Origin of the sequence: Mesorhizobium sp. M0983 (assembly GCF_040318975.1) — a bacterium.
Lineage (GTDB): Bacteria > Pseudomonadota > Alphaproteobacteria > Rhizobiales > Rhizobiaceae > Mesorhizobium.
On the sequence record NZ_JAMYNH010000019.1, the window covers coordinates 87,456 to 103,831 of the forward strand.

The window sequence follows — 16,376 nt, forward strand, 5'->3', positions numbered from 1 at the left end:
TATCGTTTCGCGCCCTTACTGCTGGACGGCGTAGCACTCGATCTTCTTCTTTTTCAAAGCGTTACAAGCCTTCCAGGCGGCGGTCTTCGAACCAAAACCACCGAACCGGGCGCGGTAATAGGTGACGCCGTCTTTGTCGAAGGCGACGGTGAAACCGGAGGCATCGGCCAGAACGGAGGGCACCTGCTTCGTCGCCTTGTCGAGGAAAGCCTTTGCTTCGGATTGCTTTGGCGAAGAGGCGACCTGTATTGCCCAGCCGGATGGCACCGACGCCGTGCTGACCGGATCGACCTCTGCAGCCGGTTCGGCATAGGCTGCGGCGACCCGGGCCGTCGCCACATCGTCCGCTGTCGCCACGGCCGCCGTCTTGACCTTTCTGGTCTGAACGACCGGAGTGGTTTCTTCAACGACGGGAGCATTTTCCTCGACGAGAGAGGCAACGGCATCGTCGTCCGGCTTACTATCCGGCGTCGGCGCGTCATGCTTCGGCAGAAGCACCTTGGCCAGGGCTGAAATCGGATTGCCGCCACCGGCTTTGGCAATCAGCATGCCGCCGCCGCGCGACGACGCCTTCGGCATGTAGGCATTGATCAACCCGGCCATCTGGCTGTCGCGGCTGCCGCCGGACCTGCCGCCCATGACCACCGCTACGATGCGCCGGTCGCCATCCGATACCGAGGAGACCAGGTTATAGCCGGAGGCGCGGGTATAACCGGTCTTGATGCCGTCGACGCCCTTGATGCGTCCGAGCAGACGGTTATGGCCGTTGATGCGCTGTCGCCCGTAAAGAAAGGAGCGCTGCGAGAAATAGCCGTAATATTGTGGAAAATGCTCTCTCAGGGCGATACCGAGCAGCGCCATGTCGCGCGCCGTCGTGAACTGCCCGGGATCAGGCAAGCCGTTGGCGTTGCGGAAAACGGTTCCCCGCATGCCCAGCGCCCGCGCCTTGGCGGTCATCATGCGGGCGAAATTGGCCTCATTGCCGCCGAGCATCTCGCCAAGCGCAGTTGCGGAATCGTTTGCCGATTTGGTCACCATCGACAGGATGGCGGTCTCGACCGTGACCGAGCCGCCCCGCTTGACGCCGAGCTTTGTTGGCGGTTCGGCAGCGGCATTGGCCGAGAACACGACCGGAGAATTCCTGCTGATCCTGCCCTTCGCCAATGCCTCGAACGTCAGATAGAGCGTCATCATCTTGGTAAGCGAGGCCGGATAGCGCCGGCCATCGGCATCCGACGAATAAAGCACCTTGCCGGACTTGGCATCGATGACGATGGCCGCCGACTTGGCCGCCATGGATGAAGCCGCGTCCGCGACGACGAAGCTCATCGCCATAGCGAGAATCATGATCGTTTTGAGGGGGGACGCGGATTTGGAAACGAAGCCCGACAACGCCTTACGCACTGATAGTTCCTTTGAATTTCCGTTGCCTTGGAGGCGGCAAAGGGTCCTGCCTCACCTCGGGCCACGCTAACGCGGGCAGCGTTACCAATCCGTTTATGGTAACCGCCGCGTTCACCATTTTCTGCGGGATTGAGCCTCTCTTTATTCGAATCTTAGCGATTGCCGGCGGCTCACGATGCGCATTGCCGCGGAAATCTTGACTTTTTGTGCACTGCACAATATATTTACACGCATTGCACAACGCGGCCCGGACAAGGCGCGTCCATCGTCCAAAGGCAACCGTTCAAGGGAATGCGTGAAATGACCCAGACCCATGAAGATTTCAGCAAATACGGCAAGGAATTTGCCGACACCGGATTGAAGAGCTTTGCATCGCTGTCCAAGGGTGCGCAGGCCATCGCCACCGAGGCGGGCGAGTACACCAAGAAAAGTTTTGAGGCCGGCAGCGCCGTTGTCGAGAAGCTCTTCTCCGCCAAGTCGCTGGATAAGGCGATCGAAATCCAGTCCGACTACGCCAAGCAGTCCTATGAGAGCTTCGTCACCGAGGCCACCAAGCTTGGCGATCTCTATGCCGAACTCGCCAAGGAAGCCTACAAGCCGTTCGAATCGATTGTCGCCAAGGCGAAGTAAATTCGACGAACGTTCCAAGCCGGCCCTTGGGCCTCAAAAGACAGACCCGGTCGCGAACGCGCGGCCGGGTTTTTTCATGCCAGCTCGAAATCGGGGTCCTTGCGGTCTTCACGATTTGAAAAATCGGTCAAGTTTGGCCACCTAGCCATATTGTCAGCTAAACAGAAGGGCTTAAAATCGTCCATCGAGCACCTACATGTCGAGCATGCATGAGGATTCGAAAGAGGCAGGACTACGTGACTACAGGTTTGACTGCCACGAGCTACGTGGTGCGAATGCAGAACGGCAGCAACGGCAATGAGGCCGGTCGCGGCACGGCCGTCATCACGCGCACAAAAACCAAGACCAAGAAGCCCAGTCTGTATCGGGTCCTCATCCTTAACGACGACTACACACCCATGGAGTTCGTGGTTCACGTGCTGGAGCGTTTTTTCCAGAAGGATCGCGAAGCCGCCACACGCATAATGCTTCATGTTCACAATCATGGGGTGGGCGAGTGCGGGGTCTATACATTCGAGGTGGCCGAGACCAAAGTGTCTCAGGTCATGGATTTCGCCCGACAGAATCAGCATCCGCTGCAATGCGTGATGGAGAAGAAGTGAGGTAACATGCCGGCTTTCTCCCAAGGCCTGGAAAAGGCGCTTCACCAAGCGCTGACGCTCGCCAATGAGCGGCACCATGAATATGCAACCCTTGAACATTTGCTGCTCGCCCTGATCGACGACACCGAGGCGGCCGCAGTCATGCGTGCCTGCAACGTCGATCTCGACGAGTTGAAGCATACGGTTCTCACCTATATCGACACCGAGCTCGACAATCTCGTCACCGGCTACGATGAAGATTCCAAGCCGACGGCCGGTTTTCAGCGCGTCATCCAGCGCGCGGTGATCCATGTGCAGTCGTCAGGCCGCGAGGAGGTGTCCGGCGCCAACGTGCTCGTCGCCATCTTCGCCGAGCGCGAGAGCCACGCCGCTTATTTCCTGCAGGAACAGCAGATGACCCGCTACGACGCGGTCAACTACATCTCGCATGGCATTGCCAAGCGCCCAGGCGCTTCCGAGACGCGGACGCCGCGCGGCGCCGACGACGAGCAAGGCAGCCAGGGCGGAGCTGAGCCGCAAGAAGAAGGCGGCAAGAAGAAGCAGCAGCAGGACGCGCTGACTGCCTATTGCGTCAACCTGAACAACAAGGCCAAGGCTGGCAAGATCGATCCGCTGATCGGTCGCGAGAGCGAGATCAACCGGACTATCCAGGTGCTGTGCCGCCGGTCCAAGAACAACCCGCTCTATGTCGGCGATCCCGGCGTCGGCAAGACGGCGATCGCCGAAGGCCTCGCCAAGCGCATCGTCGAGGGCGACGTTCCCGAAGTGCTGCACAATGCCACCATCTTCGCGCTCGACATGGGCACGCTGCTGGCCGGCACCCGTTATCGCGGCGATTTCGAGGAGCGGCTGAAGCAGGTCGTCAAGGAGCTCGAGGACTATCCCGGCGCCGTGCTGTTCATCGATGAGATCCACACCGTGATCGGGGCAGGAGCCACCTCTGGTGGCGCCATGGATGCGTCGAACCTGTTGAAGCCGGCGCTGTCGTCCGGCGCGATCCGCTGCATCGGCTCGACCACCTACAAGGAGTTCCGGCAGTTCTTCGAGAAGGACCGCGCGCTGGTGCGGCGATTCCAGAAGATCGACGTCAACGAGCCGACCGTCGAGGACGCCATCGAGATCATGAAGGGACTGAAGCCCTATTTCGAGGAGTTCCACAAGGTTCGCTACACGAGTGAAGCGATCAAGGCTTCGGTCGAGCTCTCGGCCCGTTACATCAACGACCGCAAGCTGCCGGACAAGGCGATCGACGTGATCGACGAGACCGGCGCCTCGCAGATGCTGGTGCCCGAAGCCAAGCGCAAGAAGACCATCGGCATCAAGGAGATCGAAGCGACGATCGCCACGATGGCGCGCATCCCGCCGAAGACGGTTTCCGCCGACGACGAGAAGGTGCTGCAAGGTCTCGACATCGAGTTGAAGCGCGTCGTCTATGGCCAGGACACCGCGATCACCGCGCTGACTTCGGCCATCAAGCTGGCGCGGGCCGGCCTGCGGGAACCGGAAAAGCCGATCGGCTCGTACCTGTTCTCCGGTCCGACCGGTGTCGGCAAGACGGAAGTGGCCAAGCAGCTCGCCGCCTCGCTCGGCGTGGAGCTGATCCGCTTCGACATGTCGGAATATATGGAACGCCACACCGTTTCGCGGCTGATCGGCGCGCCTCCCGGCTATGTCGGCTTCGACCAGGGCGGCCTTCTGACCGACGGCGTCGACCAGCATCCGCATTGCGTGCTGTTGCTGGACGAAGTCGAAAAGGCGCATCCGGACCTGTTCAACATCCTGTTGCAGGTCATGGATCACGGCAAGCTGACCGACCATAACGGTAAGCAGATCGACTTCCGCAATGTCATCCTGATCATGACCACCAATGCGGGCGCATCCGACGCGCAGCGCGCGGCGATCGGTTTCGGTTCGACCAAACGCGAAGGCGACGATGTCGAAGCGATCAACCGGCTGTTCACGCCGGAGTTCCGCAACCGTCTCGATGCGATCATTCCGTTCGGCTCGCTGCCGGTGCCGGTCATCCATCAGGTGGTGCAGAAGTTCGTCATGCAGCTGGAAGCGCAGCTTTCCGAACGCGGCGTGACCTTCGACCTGTCGCAGGATGCAATCGCCTGGCTGGCCGACAAGGGCTATGACGAGCGCATGGGTGCGCGGCCGCTTGGCCGTGTCATTCAGGAGCACATCAAGAAGCCGCTGGCCGACGAGGTGCTGTTCGGCAAGCTCAAGAAGGGCGGCACGGTGCGTGTCACCGTCGAGAAGAAGGAAACCGGCGAGACCGGCCTGAAGCTCGAATCGCTCGCCGACGAGGCGCCGGTGAAGCCGAAGAAGGAAGAGCCGGACGACGTGCCGAAAGCCAAGAAGGCGGTGGCGAAAAAGCCCGCCGGGAAAAAGGCGGTGGCGCAGAAGTCGGAGCCGAAGGGCAAGGATGGCGGCAAGCGCAGCCTGGTGCCGCAACTGCCGCGTAAGAACTGACAATCCTGCAAGTAAAAAAGCCCCGGCAACGGGGCTTTTTTCATGAAGCTTGTGGTCGAGTGTCGGCCGAGCGGCTTCGCCCCGATTCAGTTTGCCAGCGCCGTCCGTATCTTGCCGGCGTTCTCAGCCAGGACTTCAGGCTGTTCCATCTGTCCGCTGTGCGGCTTCAAGGGGATGCCTTCGAAGCGCGGAATGACATGGACATGGAGGTGGTAGACGGTCTGGCCCGAAGCTGGTTCGTTGAGCTGCATGACCGTGACGCCATCGGCATCGAAGGCCTTCTTTACTGCCCGCGCAACTTTCTGCACGTGAGCGAAGAGGGGGCCAAGCACCGCCGGATCCGCGTCGAGCAGGTTGCGCGACGGCGCTTTCGGCACGACCAGCGTGTGACCCGGTCCTTGCGGCATCACATCCATGAAGACGATGACCGCATCATCCTCGTAGACGCGGTGCGAAGGGATTTCTCCGCGCAGGATTTTTGCGAAAATGTTGCTGCTGTCGTAGGTTGCTTCGGCCATGGCGCACGCTCCGGTTCTTGGCTCGCGGTCTCGTGTAGCGAAGCTGTTGCGGGCGGGCAAGACGATCGGTCGACATCGGCCATGCAGGCTCGAACGTGGTTGAGCGATCGGGCGGGTTTTGCTACTCCGCCATGTCCTTGCGGAACGGGGTGTGCTCTTCCAGATATTCGCTCATCCGCTCGACTTCGCGCCGCTCGCGCTGGAGGTAGTCGGCCACTGCATTGCGCAGACCTGGATGGGCGATGTAGTGCGCCGAATGCATCGTCACCGGCCGGTAGCCGCGCGCCAGCTTGTGCTCGCCCTGCGCACCGGCTTCAACCACCTTCAGCTTTCGCGAGATGGCGAAATCGATCGCCTGATGGTAGCAGACCTCGAAATGCAGGAACGGGTGGTCCTCGATGCAGCCCCAATTGCGGCCGTAGAGCGCGTCTGAACCGATGAAGTTGATGGCGCCGGCTATGTAGCGCCCGTTGCGTTTGGCCATCACCAGCAGGATGTCGTCGGCCATGCGCTCGCCGATCAAGGAGAAGAAATCGCGGTTGAGGTAGGGCCGGCCCCATTTCCTGCTGCCGGTATCCATGTAGAACGCGTAAAAGTCGTCCCAGGCTTTTTCGGTCAGATCCTTGCCGGTCAGCCAGTCGATCGAGATGCCGTCGGCGAGCGCCTCACGCCGCTCCTTTTTCATCGCCTTGCGCTTGCGCGAGGCCAACGTCGAGAGAAAATCGTCGTAGCTCGAAAAGCCTTCGTTGAAGAAGTGAAACTGCTGGTCGGTGCGATGCAGGAAGCCGGCTGCCGCCAAGATCTGGACATCATCCTCCGGCGCGAAGGTGACATGCGCGGAAGACACGCCGAGCTTATCCGTCACCGCCTTTAGGCCGGCCGCAAGGCCGGCCTTGACGGTGGGGCTGTCCTCGCGCTTGCCGACCAGCAGGCGAGGGCCGGTGACGGGTGTGAACGGCACCGCGCATTGCAGCTTCGGATAGTAGCGCCCGCCGGCGCGTTCGAATGCGTCCGACCAGCCATGGTCGAAGACATATTCGCCCTGGCTGTGCGACTTCAGATAGCAGGGGACCGCACCGAGCAGCTTGCCTTGCGCGGTTTCCAGCCTGAGATGATGACCCTGCCAGCCGGTGCGTCGAACGGCGCAGCCGGAATCTTCTAGCGCGCTCAAAAAAGCGAATGAAACAAGCGGGTTGTAGGCGTTTTCTGCCTCGCCCCGCGTAGTGCCGCCGAGGCTGTCCCATTCCGCGCTGGTGAAGGCGCCGATGCCCGCGGCGATGCGGATCGACAGCTCCGCATTCGCCGTTTGTCTGTCGCAGTCGTCCCCTTGATCCATGTGGCTTACTTAAGCTCGCTGCGAACCCATACAAGCCCGTTCAAGCAAGCCGCACAAGATCGGGCTCGAATCCTTCGAACGTCATCTGGTCGGCATATTTGAAGGTCAGGTCGACGGCAGGTTGGTCATACACTGTCCAGGTGATCACCGGCATGCCGAGCCTTTCACGTACGAACGACACGAACCGGTTCGGCAGGTCGCCGGCGGCGTAGGAGATAAAGGCGATGTCATGCGCCAGCATGGCGAAATGCGCCTCGATCAGATGGTTGTCGTTGCCGTAGGCGGTCAACCCGCCGGGTATGCCGGGTGCATGTTTCGGGAACTCGCGGATCAGCCAATGGTCGAACGACATGATCGCGGTCTTGCCCTTATAGCGCTTGAGCATCTTGCCGACGCCTTCGACCAGGCCTTCGTCGTGTCCGGCAGCGCCTTTCAGCTCGACAACCATCGGCACACGCCCGTCGACCAGATTAAGCGCCTGCTGCAGCGTCGGCAAATGGTCGGCGGTGCCGCCGACCTTCAGCGCCGTGATCTCAGCAGCCGTACGCTGCCAGACGAAGCCGTCCTCGCCGGTCAGCCGCCGCAGATCGCCATCGTGGATGATGACGGGGACGCCGTCGGATGACAGGTGCACGTCGCACTCGATCGCATAGCCGCGCTCGGCTGCCGCGGCGAAGGCGGAAAGAGTGTTCTCCCAGCGCGCCTTGTTCATGTCGTGGAGGCCGCGATGGGCGACGGGCCGGGCAGTCAGCCAGGAAAGGTCGGTCATGGTCGCAGTCCCGGTCATTCGACTTCGAAGATCGCTTCGATTTCCACTGCGGCATTAAGCGGCAGGGAGGGGGTGCCGACGGCGGAGCGGGCGTGCTTGCCGCGGTCGCCGAGCACGGCGACGAGAAAATCCGAGGCGCCGTTGGCGACCAGATGCTGTTCGACAAAATCCGGTGCCGAGGCGACGAAGACGGTGATCTTCACCAGGCGGCGGATCTTGTCGAGATCGCCAAGTGCCGCCTGGGCCTGCGCCAATATGTTGATCGCACAGTATTTTGCGGCTTCCTTTCCGGTCGCGGTGTCGACATCGCGGCCAAGCAGCCCGCTCGCCTGGAGCTTGCCCTCCTTGAGCGGCAACTGCCCGGCGGTGAACAGCAGATTGCCGGTCCTGCAATAGGGAACGTAGTTGGCGGCGGGCGCAGCGGCAGCCGGCAGCGTCACGCCGAGATCGCTTAGCCGCTTTTCGATTGTTTCGCTCATGCTATTTCCCTATTGCTTGAAGGTGCCGCGCAGGCCGGGCCGAAATTGCTATTTTTGCCTCGCTTCCGCCACGACTTTTTTTAAGCTGGACCATCTTTCCATGCGGCCTGCCATTAGCCGCGATGATCGGAGCACCCCATGCGCGCAACGCGCCTCGCATTCAACGCCGTTCTTCTGACAGCGGCTTCCTGGGCGGCTCCCGCTTTTGCGGTGCCGGCGCTGCAGGCGCACCGTGCCGTCTATGATATCACCCTGGACAAGGCGTCGGATCGCTCGGGGATCACCGGCATATCGGGCCGTATGGTCTACGAGTTCAATGGCTCGCCTTGCGAGGGCTACACGGTAAAGTTCCGCCTGGTCACCCAGATCGTCACCAACGACAATACTAGGCTGACCGACCAGCAGATGACCACCTTCGAGGATGCCGAAGGCAAGACCTTCTCCTTCGTCAACAAGTCCTTTGTCGACCAGAACCTCGACAAGGAGGTCAAGGGGACGGCAACGAAGGAGGCCAATGGTCTCAAGGTCGAAATCGACAAGCCCGAGAAGAACAGCCTGGAACTCGCCGCGACCCAGTTCCCGACCCAGCAAATGGTTGAAATGATCGGCAAGGCGGAAAAGGGCGAGCGTTTTTACGAAACCAACCTGTTCGACGGCTCGGAGGATGCCAACAAGGTGATGACCACCACCGTCGTCGTCGGCAAGCAAGCCAATGCCGACAAGACTGATCCGGAAGTGCCGGCGCTGGCCAAGCTCGCCAGCGACAAATACTGGCCGGTTGACATCGCCTATTTCGACGATACCGACAAAGGCGGCGAGGAAGTGCCGGAATACCGGATCAGCTTCAAGCTGCACGAGAACGGCATCACGCGCGGTCTCGTAATGGACTATGGCGAGTTCTCGATGACCGGCAAGCTGGTCAATCTGTCGCTGTTCGATCAGCCAAAGACCTGCCCGTCGAAATAGGCTCGAACCGACGGCAAGCTGCTGCCGGCTGCTCTCCGCGATAGTGGCGCTTGATCTTGCGGGCATGTTGCACCGACTTGAGCATGCCGCAATTGCATATCAACGTCTTACGACGGTAAGCGCCGCGGGGGGAGCAGGTTGAGCAGGATCGACGTTTTTGTGGCGCCGCGGCCCAATGCGACGCTGATCAAGGCCATGACATTCGTCAACCGCATTGTCATGCTGCACGGCATTCCGGGGCTTCGCGACCTGTTGCCGTTCAACCGTCTGGCCGGTCTGCGCGGCGTCGCCAATGTCCGCCACATCGATTTTCCGGAGGACGACCGGCAAAGGTTGAAGGCTTGTTGCGGCGCGGGCAAGGCGACGTTCATCACGCCCAACCATCCGGAGTTCTTTACCGACTGGATGATCGACAAGGAGGTCGTCTCGCGGGTAAGCCCGCTGGCGGCATCCTGGGCCACGCACGGCGTCGTCAACGGGCTTGGCCGGCTGATGCAGAAATTCTGGCTGGCCAACAATCTAATCGCCCAAATCCCGGGCAATAGCGGGGCCGCCAAGGAACATTCGGTGGCCTGGGCGCTGAAAGGGCACGGCGTTCTCCTGCATCCCGAAGGCGGCGTCGGCTGGCATGCCAACATCGTTGCCCCGCTGCTGCCGGGCGCGGTCGAGATGGGGCTCGAAGCGCTGAAGCGCGGCCGCCTGACGGATCCGGATTTCAAAGTTTGGATCGCGCCCGTGATCTGGAAGCTCGCTTTCACGGGGAATGTCGAGGCAGCGCTGGCAAAGGAGTGCGCCTACGTCGAGCGCAGCCTGAAGATCGAACGCCATGCCGCCGATTCGCTGCCGGAGCGCGTCCATCGTATCTATGCGACATTGCTGTCGCGCGATGAGGCTGCATATGGCCTGCGGTCCGATGAGCGGGTTTCGTATGACGCACGTCAGAAGGACCTGCTCGTGGAACTCGGCCGTCGCCTTGCTGAACTTGTCTCGGTCGGCGCCGGCACGCTCGACAGTGGCGAGCTTTTGCGCCGGTCGCGCCGCTGGCTGCGAGAAAACACGGATGATACCGGAAGCCGGAAGCAGGTCCGAACGCTGGCGGATACGATCCAGCGCTTGCGGCGTGTCGGGCCCTGGGCTTCAGCCAATCCGCGCATCACGCAGGAGGAGATCGCCGAACACTTGAAGCGGATCCGCAACGATTATTGCAAGGGTACACTGCGCGATACGATCGACCGTTTCGTGCCGCAGCCGGCAGGCCCACGCCGCGCCCATATCCGGGTGCCGGACCCTTTAGGCTTGCACGCCTATAAAGGCTCCGTCGAGGCGGCACTCGTCGAACTGCACGACCGCATGCAGGAGACCATCACCAGCACCATAGCGCAACTCCAGGCCGGCGGCGGCTTCATATTCTATGCTAATCCCTTCTATCATCGTTAGCGGCGTGTTGGTCGGCGCAAGATGAAGGAGTGCGGCAAGCCTCATGGCGGTCTATGTCGATGCGGCGATCTGGAAATGGGTCGGCCACCGCTGGTGTCATCTGCTGGCAGACGACACCGACGAGTTGCATCGCTTCGCCGCGCAGCTCGGCATCAAGCGCTCGTCCTACCAAGGGCCGCCGAAGACATCGGCGCCGCATTATGACATAACCGGGTTCGAGCGCGACCGCGCGGTGCGGCTCGGCGCCATCGAGTGCAGCCGCGAGGAGATCGTCGCTGTTTTCCGGCGTGTGCGCGTGCCGAGGGGGAAGATGCGACGATGACATTGACGGCATTTTTGGCTTACTGCGCCGCGATCACATTTGCCGCCGCCACGCCTGGTCCGGCGATGTTCACGGTTATCGCCAATGGCGTCTCGCTTGGCTTCGTTCGCGCTTTCCTGGCTGGACTCGGCATCGCCGCAGGCGACGCGGTGCTGGTCACCTTGGCACTGCTCGGTCTCGTGGCGCTGGTACAGGCCTTCGAATGGGTTTTTTTAATCCTGAAGTATGCGGGTGCTGCCTATCTGGTGTTTCTCGGCATCCGGATGTGGCGATCGGCCTCCGCGCGATCGCATGGACAGCACGCAACCCAGGCAAGACTGTCTCGATCGTTTTTCCTCGGTATCTCCATCGCATTGGGCAATCCCAAGGCGATCCTGTTCCACGCCTCTATCATGCCGCTGATTCTTGACCTCAATACGATGACCTTCGCCGATGGGCTGCTCGTGGTTGCGGTCGTGATCTGCGTCAACATCGTCACCATGGGCTTCTACGCAGCGCTCTCCGGGCGGGCTTCGAGCTGGTTCAAGACGCCAAGGCGCATGCGGCTGATGAACAGGTTTGCCGGCGGCGCCATGATAGGCACCGGTGCGCTGATCGCCGCACGCTGAGCCGCAAGACGCCACAGCGCTTGCGTTTGTCGCGCATCCCCTCTATATGCGCGCACATTCCACACACGGACTTTGGTGTCTGCCCGGGAGAAATCCGGCGGAAACCTCCGGTGGCGTTCGAGGACCAAGTCCAAAAAATGCCTGTGTCCGTGGAGGCTAACCGGAAAGGAAATAAGAATGGCTCTGCCTGATTTCAGCATGCGCCAGCTATTGGAAGCTGGCATTCACTTCGGCCACCAGACCCACCGCTGGAATCCGAAAATGGCGCCCTATATCTACGGCGCCCGCAACAACATCCACATCATCGACCTCTCGCAGACGGTGCCTTTGCTGCACCAGGCGCTGAAGCAGGTTTCCGACACTGTTGCCAAGGGCGGCCGCGTGCTGTTCGTCGGCACCAAGCGCCAGGCCTCCGACATCGTCGCCGATGCCGCGCAGCGCTCGGCTCAGTACTATGTTAACTCGCGCTGGCTCGGCGGCATGCTGACCAACTGGAAGACGATCTCGAATTCCATCCAGCGCCTGCGCAAGCTCGACGAGATGCTGGCCGGCGAGGCTCAGGGCCTGACCAAGAAGGAGCGCCTCAACCTCGACCGCGAGCGTGAGAAGCTCGACAAGGCGCTGGGCGGCATCAAGGATATGGGTTCGACGCCCGATTTGATGTTCGTGATCGATACCAACAAGGAAGCGATCGCCATCCTCGAGGCCAAGCGTCTCGGCATCCCGGTCGTTGCCATCATCGATTCCAACTGCGACCCGGACAAGATCGACTTCCCGATCCCCGGCAATGACGATGCGGCCCGCGCCATCCAGCTCTATTGCGATCTGATTGCCAAGGCTGCGATCGACGGCATCGCCCGCCAGCAGGGCGCACTCGGCGTCGACATCGGCGCATCGGTCGAGGCTCCGGTCGAGCCGGCGCTCGAACCGACCCCGGCCGCCGAGAGCCCGGCAACCCAGACCCCGGAAGCATAATAGCGAAGGCCGGCTGCGGCCTTCATCTTTCCAATATGTTGGCGCGGTAAGCGCTACCGGCACCAGGCGCATCATCGAAACTCGATGGTGCGTCGGTGCATTTAGACAAAGAGGCGACAATGAGCATTTCGGCTGCACAGGTCAAAGAACTCCGCGACTTGACCGGCGCGGGCATGATGGACTGCAAGGCGGCGTTGAACGAGACCAACGGCAACATGGAAGAAGCCATCGACTGGCTGCGCAAGAAGGGCATTTCCAAGGCCGACAAGAAGGCTGGCCGTACTGCTGCCGAAGGCCTGATCGGCGTCGATTCCGGCGTCCGCGAGGCAGCGATCGTCGAGGTCAATTCCGAGACGGATTTCGTTGCGCGCAATGCTGCGTTCCAGGAGATCGTCGCCAATGTCGCGAAGGTCGCGCTTGCCTATGGCGGCAAGACCGAGGCCGTTGCCGCTGCTCCCTATCCGGGCTCGGGCAAGTCGGTCACCGAGACCATCAAGGACGCAGTCGGCACCATCGGCGAGAATCTGGGCTTCCGCCGCTCGGCCAAGCTCACCGTCGAGCACGGCGCTGTCGCAACCTACGTCCACAATGCGGTTGCCGATGGCCTTGGCAAGCTCGGCGTGCTGGTCGCCATCGAGACGACAGGCAACGCGCAGGCCGCCAACGCCTTTGCCCGCCAAGTCGCCATGCATGTCGCCGCCACCAACCCGATGGCCTTGACCACCGAAGAGCTCGATCCGGCCGCGGTCGAGCGCGAGAAGGCGATCTTCGCCGACCAGGCGCGCCAGTCCGGCAAGCCGGAAGCGATCATCGAGAAGATGGTCGAGGGCCGTTTGCGCAAGTTCTACGAAGAGGTCGTGCTGCTCAAGCAGGCTTTCGTGCTCAATCCCGACATCACCGTCGAGAAGGCGCTGAAGGATGCCGAAAGCGAGATCGGCGCGCCGGCCAAAATCGCCGCCTATCTGCGCTTCGCGCTCGGTGAGGGCATCGAGAAGGAAGAGACCGATTTCGCGGCGGAAGTCGCGGCAGCGGTCAAGAAGTAAACTATTCGTTTGAAAGGCTTTTTCGGCCGGGTGTCCGCGAGGATGCCCGGCCGATTTCTTGCGCGGTGTCGATAAAGGCGCGGAGCTTCGGGGCCATCGCGGCGCGGCGCGGGAAATAGAGGAACAGTCCCGGTTCCTCGATCGATGCCTCGCCAAGGACTTCGACCAGCCGGCCTGCCTCGATGTCGGGCTTGACAAGCGGCTCGAACAGATATGCGAGGCCGATGCCGGCAAGGGCCATGTCTTTTGCCGACAGCGGTTCGCTGACGACGACGCTGCCGCGCGTCTCGACGCCGATATCCTTGCCCTGGTCTGACAGATCCCAACGGTAGAGCGCACGTGATCGCAACAGCCGATAGCCGATGCAGTTGCGGGTGGAGAGATCAGCAATTGTTCGCGGCTTTCCGTGGCGGCCGATATAGGCCGGAGAGGCGACAATGGTCGTCCGGAACGGCTGAGTCAGCCGCACCGTCACCATATCCTCGGCGATCATCTCGCCCAGCCGGATGCCGGCGTCGAAACCCTCGCCGACGATATCGCTCAGACGTTCGTCGGTGACGATCTCCACCGTCACGTCAGGGTAACGTTCCGCCATCGCCGTCAGGATGGGCATCAGCGCCAGAGGCAGCGCCAAACGCGGCGCGTTGATCCTGAGCAGTCCGCTTGCCCGGCCTTTGACAGAGCGGATGCGTTCGATCCGGTCGGCAATGTCTTCCAGCGCCGGCTCCGCCGCAGCGACGAGGGCGGTGCCAGCCTCGGTCAGCGAGACGCTGCGTGTGGTGCGGGCAAACAACGGCTGGCCGATTCGCTCCTCCACCAGCCGCACCGCATGGCTGACCGCTGACGGGCTCATGCCGAGCTCGGCGGCCGCCGAGGCGAAGCCGCCACGCCGCGCGACGGCAACGATTATAGGTAGGTGGCTAAGCAGATCGCGATCCATTCATGCATGGTATCGCATAGTCCATTCGGATAATGCAATCTTATCGGATAGGGAAGAAGAACGCATCTTTGGCTGCATCACACGGCAATCGCCGAGCAGCCAAGGAGACGTCCATGACCGACCTCAAGTCCGAACGAACCCGTAATCTCGAGACAGTGCGTAAATTCTTTGACCTGATGCACCGCAAGGACATTGAGGCATGGGGCAACCTTTGGGCTGAAGATGGCCGAATCCTTGTCTTCTACCCGCCGGCAGGATTTGGAAGCAGCATCGATGGTAAGGCCGCGATCCTGGCGGCCTTCCGAGGCCTCTTCGGCAATTTCGAATCCTTCGACTCCCAGCTGACAGCCGTCTATCCGGCAGCGGATTCGGACGCGATCGTCGTTGAGTACAAGAACCGCGCGATGCTGATTGGCGGCTCTGAATACACCAACAGCAATATCGCGATCTTCCGCTTCGAGAGCGGTCTGATCAGCGCCTACCACGACTATTTCGATCCGCGTCGGTTCCAGGTGGTGGTCGATACGCTGGCCAAGGCCTGACTGCATATCCCAGGCAAGGACCTCAATCCCGTTTTCAAATTTCAGGAGAAAATCCATGACCATGTCCTACTACACGCTCGGCAACAGCGGGCTGCGTGTCACTCGTCTGGCGCTCGGCACCATGACGTTCGGCACGGAATGGGGCTGGGGCGCGGAGAAGGAAACGGCGCGCGCCTTGGTTGATGCCTATGTCGAAGCCGGTGGCAATTTGTTCGATACCGCCGATCTCTATACCGGTGGCACGGCCGAAACCTGGCTCGGCGAATTCATCGCCGAGCGTGGGCTGCGCGACAAGGCGGTGATCAGTACCAAATTCACCTACAACGCCGAACCGGGTAATCCAAATGCCGGCGGCAACGGCCGTAAGAACATCCTGCGGGCGGTAGACGGTTCGCTGAAGCGGCTCGGCACCGATTACATCGACCTCTACATCCTCCATACCTGGGACAGGCTGACGCCACCGGAGGAGGTGATGCGGACGCTGGACGATCTGGTGCGCGCCGGAAAGATCCGGCATGTCGGTCTGTCCGACGTGCCGGCCTGGTACGCAAGCCGGGCGCAGGCGATCGCCGAGCATCGCGGCTATGAACCGGTTTCGGCGCTTCAGCTCGAATATTCGCTGGCCGAGCGCAACATCGAGCACGAGTTCGTGCCGTTCGGCACGCGCTATGGCGCTGGAATCATGGTCTGGAGTCCGTTGGCCAGCGGCCTGCTCAGCGGAAAATGCCGTTTCGATACAATCGTCAAGGATGGTGGCCGGCTGGAGACAATGCGTGGTTCGACCAATCCCGGTTTCCAGAAATTCACCGACCGCAACTGGCAAATCGTCGCCGAACTGGAGAGGGTTGCCGGCCAGCTCGGCCGCAGCATGGCCCAGGTCGCCCTGAACTGGGCGGCAAACAGGCCAGGCATTGCGTCCGTCATCGTCGGCTCCACCAGGCTTGACCAGCTCAAGGACAATCTCGGCGCGCTTGATTTCGACATTCCCGAAGACCTTCGGGCACGGCTCGATGCGGTGAGCCGGCCGGTCACGCCCTTTCCGTATTCGTTCTTCGGCCCTGAAATACAAGGCGGCTTGACCGGTGGGCAGGCGGTTGGCGACAAGCCGGCAAGCTATCTGCCGGATCTGCTCATGCAAGGCACTTTTGCCGGCGTGAGCTGACGGCTATCCCAGTCCACGATCTCAACTTTCCGGCTCGGGGGCCGCGGGGCAAAGCGGCGCCCGGAGGGGTTTGGGACGCCCCCTGTTTTGGGGGGGCCCCGCAGCGCCGCCCCCCCCAGGTGTCGAGGACCACAATGCCGGGGAGCCCCCCGGACCCGGGGGGGTTTA

General features: G+C 61.5%; 17 protein-coding genes. 11 read left to right on the forward strand and 6 right to left on the reverse strand.

The genetic code is table 11. The annotated features are described in order from the left end of the window. Window positions 1-15: 15 nt before the first annotated feature. A complete protein-coding gene (locus NKH71_RS26405; RefSeq protein WP_352494596.1) occupies window positions 16-1,404 on the reverse strand; it encodes an SPOR domain-containing protein in 1,389 nt (462 codons plus the stop codon). 300 nt (window positions 1,405-1,704) lie between these two features. Here NKH71_RS26405 and NKH71_RS26410 point away from each other — a divergent pair, with 300 nt between their 5' ends. The 3 genes from NKH71_RS26410 (at window position 1,705) to clpA (ending at window position 5,111) form a co-directional block, all read left to right on the forward strand. After that, window positions 1,705-2,034, forward strand: coding sequence for a phasin family protein (locus NKH71_RS26410; protein ID WP_352789255.1), 330 nt, complete (start codon window positions 1,705-1,707; stop codon window positions 2,032-2,034). A 275-nt stretch (window positions 2,035-2,309) separates the two neighbouring features. Then, window positions 2,310-2,636 (forward strand): ATP-dependent Clp protease adapter ClpS, encoded by a 327-nt coding sequence (clpS, locus tag NKH71_RS26415; protein WP_023717744.1) that lies wholly within the window; start codon window positions 2,310-2,312, stop codon window positions 2,634-2,636. Window positions 2,637-2,642: 6 nt separating this feature from the next. Next, the gene (gene clpA / locus NKH71_RS26420) at window positions 2,643-5,111 is read left to right on the forward strand and encodes an ATP-dependent Clp protease ATP-binding subunit ClpA (protein WP_023717743.1); all 2,469 of its coding nucleotides are present in this window, start codon (window positions 2,643-2,645) and stop codon (window positions 5,109-5,111) included. Window positions 5,112-5,197: 86 nt separating this feature from the next. Here the strand turns inward: clpA and NKH71_RS26425 are convergent, their stop codons facing one another. The 4 genes from NKH71_RS26425 to NKH71_RS26440 form a co-directional block, all read right to left on the reverse strand. Then, window positions 5,198-5,629 (reverse strand): HIT family protein, encoded by a 432-nt coding sequence (locus tag NKH71_RS26425; RefSeq protein ID WP_023717742.1) that lies wholly within the window; start codon window positions 5,627-5,629, stop codon window positions 5,198-5,200. Window positions 5,630-5,750: 121 nt separating this feature from the next. Further along, on the reverse strand, window positions 5,751-6,965 hold the full coding sequence (locus tag NKH71_RS26430) for a GNAT family N-acetyltransferase (RefSeq protein WP_352587134.1): 1,215 nt from the start codon (window positions 6,963-6,965) through the stop codon (window positions 5,751-5,753). Between the two features lie 40 nt (window positions 6,966-7,005). Beyond that, on the reverse strand, window positions 7,006-7,734 hold the full coding sequence (locus NKH71_RS26435) for a glycerophosphodiester phosphodiesterase (protein ID WP_352895417.1): 729 nt from the start codon (window positions 7,732-7,734) through the stop codon (window positions 7,006-7,008). A 14-nt stretch (window positions 7,735-7,748) separates the two neighbouring features. Beyond that, window positions 7,749-8,213, reverse strand: a complete 465-nt coding sequence (locus NKH71_RS26440; RefSeq protein WP_023717739.1) for a RidA family protein — start codon at window positions 8,211-8,213, stop codon at window positions 7,749-7,751. A 138-nt stretch (window positions 8,214-8,351) separates the two neighbouring features. On the opposite strand from NKH71_RS26440, the gene NKH71_RS26445 reads away from it, so the two are divergent. From NKH71_RS26445 to tsf, 6 genes are all read left to right on the forward strand, one after another. Further along, window positions 8,352-9,179 (forward strand): cell envelope integrity EipB family protein, encoded by an 828-nt coding sequence (locus NKH71_RS26445; protein ID WP_023717738.1) that lies wholly within the window; start codon window positions 8,352-8,354, stop codon window positions 9,177-9,179. A 138-nt stretch (window positions 9,180-9,317) separates the two neighbouring features. Then, a complete protein-coding gene (locus NKH71_RS26450; RefSeq protein WP_023717737.1) occupies window positions 9,318-10,616 on the forward strand; it encodes a lysophospholipid acyltransferase family protein in 1,299 nt (432 codons plus the stop codon). A gap of 43 nt (window positions 10,617-10,659) precedes the next feature. Then, window positions 10,660-10,938 (forward strand): DUF4031 domain-containing protein, encoded by a 279-nt coding sequence (locus NKH71_RS26455; protein WP_023717736.1) that lies wholly within the window; start codon window positions 10,660-10,662, stop codon window positions 10,936-10,938. Further along, a complete protein-coding gene (locus NKH71_RS26460) occupies window positions 10,935-11,546 on the forward strand; it encodes a LysE family translocator (RefSeq protein WP_352587146.1) in 612 nt (203 codons plus the stop codon). Before NKH71_RS26455 ends, NKH71_RS26460 begins: the two co-directional genes overlap by 4 nt. Before the next feature lie 177 nt (window positions 11,547-11,723). Then, window positions 11,724-12,521 (forward strand): 30S ribosomal protein S2, encoded by a 798-nt coding sequence (gene rpsB, locus NKH71_RS26465; RefSeq protein ID WP_023717734.1) that lies wholly within the window; start codon window positions 11,724-11,726, stop codon window positions 12,519-12,521. A gap of 119 nt (window positions 12,522-12,640) precedes the next feature. Continuing rightward, window positions 12,641-13,564, forward strand: coding sequence for a translation elongation factor Ts (tsf, locus tag NKH71_RS26470; RefSeq protein ID WP_023717733.1), 924 nt, complete (start codon window positions 12,641-12,643; stop codon window positions 13,562-13,564). A 1-nt stretch (window position 13,565) separates the two neighbouring features. Here the strand turns inward: tsf and NKH71_RS26475 are convergent, their stop codons facing one another. Further along, window positions 13,566-14,504 (reverse strand): LysR family transcriptional regulator, encoded by a 939-nt coding sequence (locus NKH71_RS26475; RefSeq protein WP_023717732.1) that lies wholly within the window; start codon window positions 14,502-14,504, stop codon window positions 13,566-13,568. Window positions 14,505-14,617: 113 nt separating this feature from the next. Here NKH71_RS26475 and NKH71_RS26480 point away from each other — a divergent pair, with 113 nt between their 5' ends. Both NKH71_RS26480 and NKH71_RS26485 read left to right on the forward strand, forming a co-directional pair. After that, the gene (locus NKH71_RS26480; protein ID WP_352789259.1) at window positions 14,618-15,046 is read left to right on the forward strand and encodes a nuclear transport factor 2 family protein; all 429 of its coding nucleotides are present in this window, start codon (window positions 14,618-14,620) and stop codon (window positions 15,044-15,046) included. A 55-nt stretch (window positions 15,047-15,101) separates the two neighbouring features. Continuing rightward, complete coding sequence (locus tag NKH71_RS26485; RefSeq protein WP_352789262.1) at window positions 15,102-16,208, forward strand: aldo/keto reductase; 1,107 nt, start codon at window positions 15,102-15,104, stop codon at window positions 16,206-16,208. Window positions 16,209-16,376: the final 168 nt, after the last annotated feature.

Coding starts and splice junctions, on each gene's coding strand:
- NKH71_RS26410 (WP_352789255.1), top strand. CDS start 1,705: ATGACCCAGACCCATGAAGATTTCAGCAAATACGGCAAGGAATTTGCC.
- NKH71_RS26485 (WP_352789262.1), top strand. CDS start 15,102: ATGACCATGTCCTACTACACGCTCGGCAACAGCGGGCTGCGTGTCACT.
- NKH71_RS26455 (WP_023717736.1), top strand. CDS start 10,660: ATGGCGGTCTATGTCGATGCGGCGATCTGGAAATGGGTCGGCCACCGC.
- NKH71_RS26440 (WP_023717739.1), bottom strand. CDS start 8,213: ATGAGCGAAACAATCGAAAAGCGGCTAAGCGATCTCGGCGTGACGCTG.
- NKH71_RS26430 (WP_352587134.1), bottom strand. CDS start 6,965: ATGGATCAAGGGGACGACTGCGACAGACAAACGGCGAATGCGGAGCTG.
- rpsB (WP_023717734.1), top strand. CDS start 11,724: ATGGCTCTGCCTGATTTCAGCATGCGCCAGCTATTGGAAGCTGGCATT.
- tsf (WP_023717733.1), top strand. CDS start 12,641: ATGAGCATTTCGGCTGCACAGGTCAAAGAACTCCGCGACTTGACCGGC.
- clpS (WP_023717744.1), top strand. CDS start 2,310: ATGCAGAACGGCAGCAACGGCAATGAGGCCGGTCGCGGCACGGCCGTC.
- clpA (WP_023717743.1), top strand. CDS start 2,643: ATGCCGGCTTTCTCCCAAGGCCTGGAAAAGGCGCTTCACCAAGCGCTG.
- NKH71_RS26425 (WP_023717742.1), bottom strand. CDS start 5,629: ATGGCCGAAGCAACCTACGACAGCAGCAACATTTTCGCAAAAATCCTG.
- NKH71_RS26435 (WP_352895417.1), bottom strand. CDS start 7,734: ATGACCGACCTTTCCTGGCTGACTGCCCGGCCCGTCGCCCATCGCGGC.
- NKH71_RS26480 (WP_352789259.1), top strand. CDS start 14,618: ATGACCGACCTCAAGTCCGAACGAACCCGTAATCTCGAGACAGTGCGT.
- NKH71_RS26460 (WP_352587146.1), top strand. CDS start 10,935: ATGACATTGACGGCATTTTTGGCTTACTGCGCCGCGATCACATTTGCC.
- NKH71_RS26475 (WP_023717732.1), bottom strand. CDS start 14,504: ATGGATCGCGATCTGCTTAGCCACCTACCTATAATCGTTGCCGTCGCG.
- NKH71_RS26445 (WP_023717738.1), top strand. CDS start 8,352: ATGCGCGCAACGCGCCTCGCATTCAACGCCGTTCTTCTGACAGCGGCT.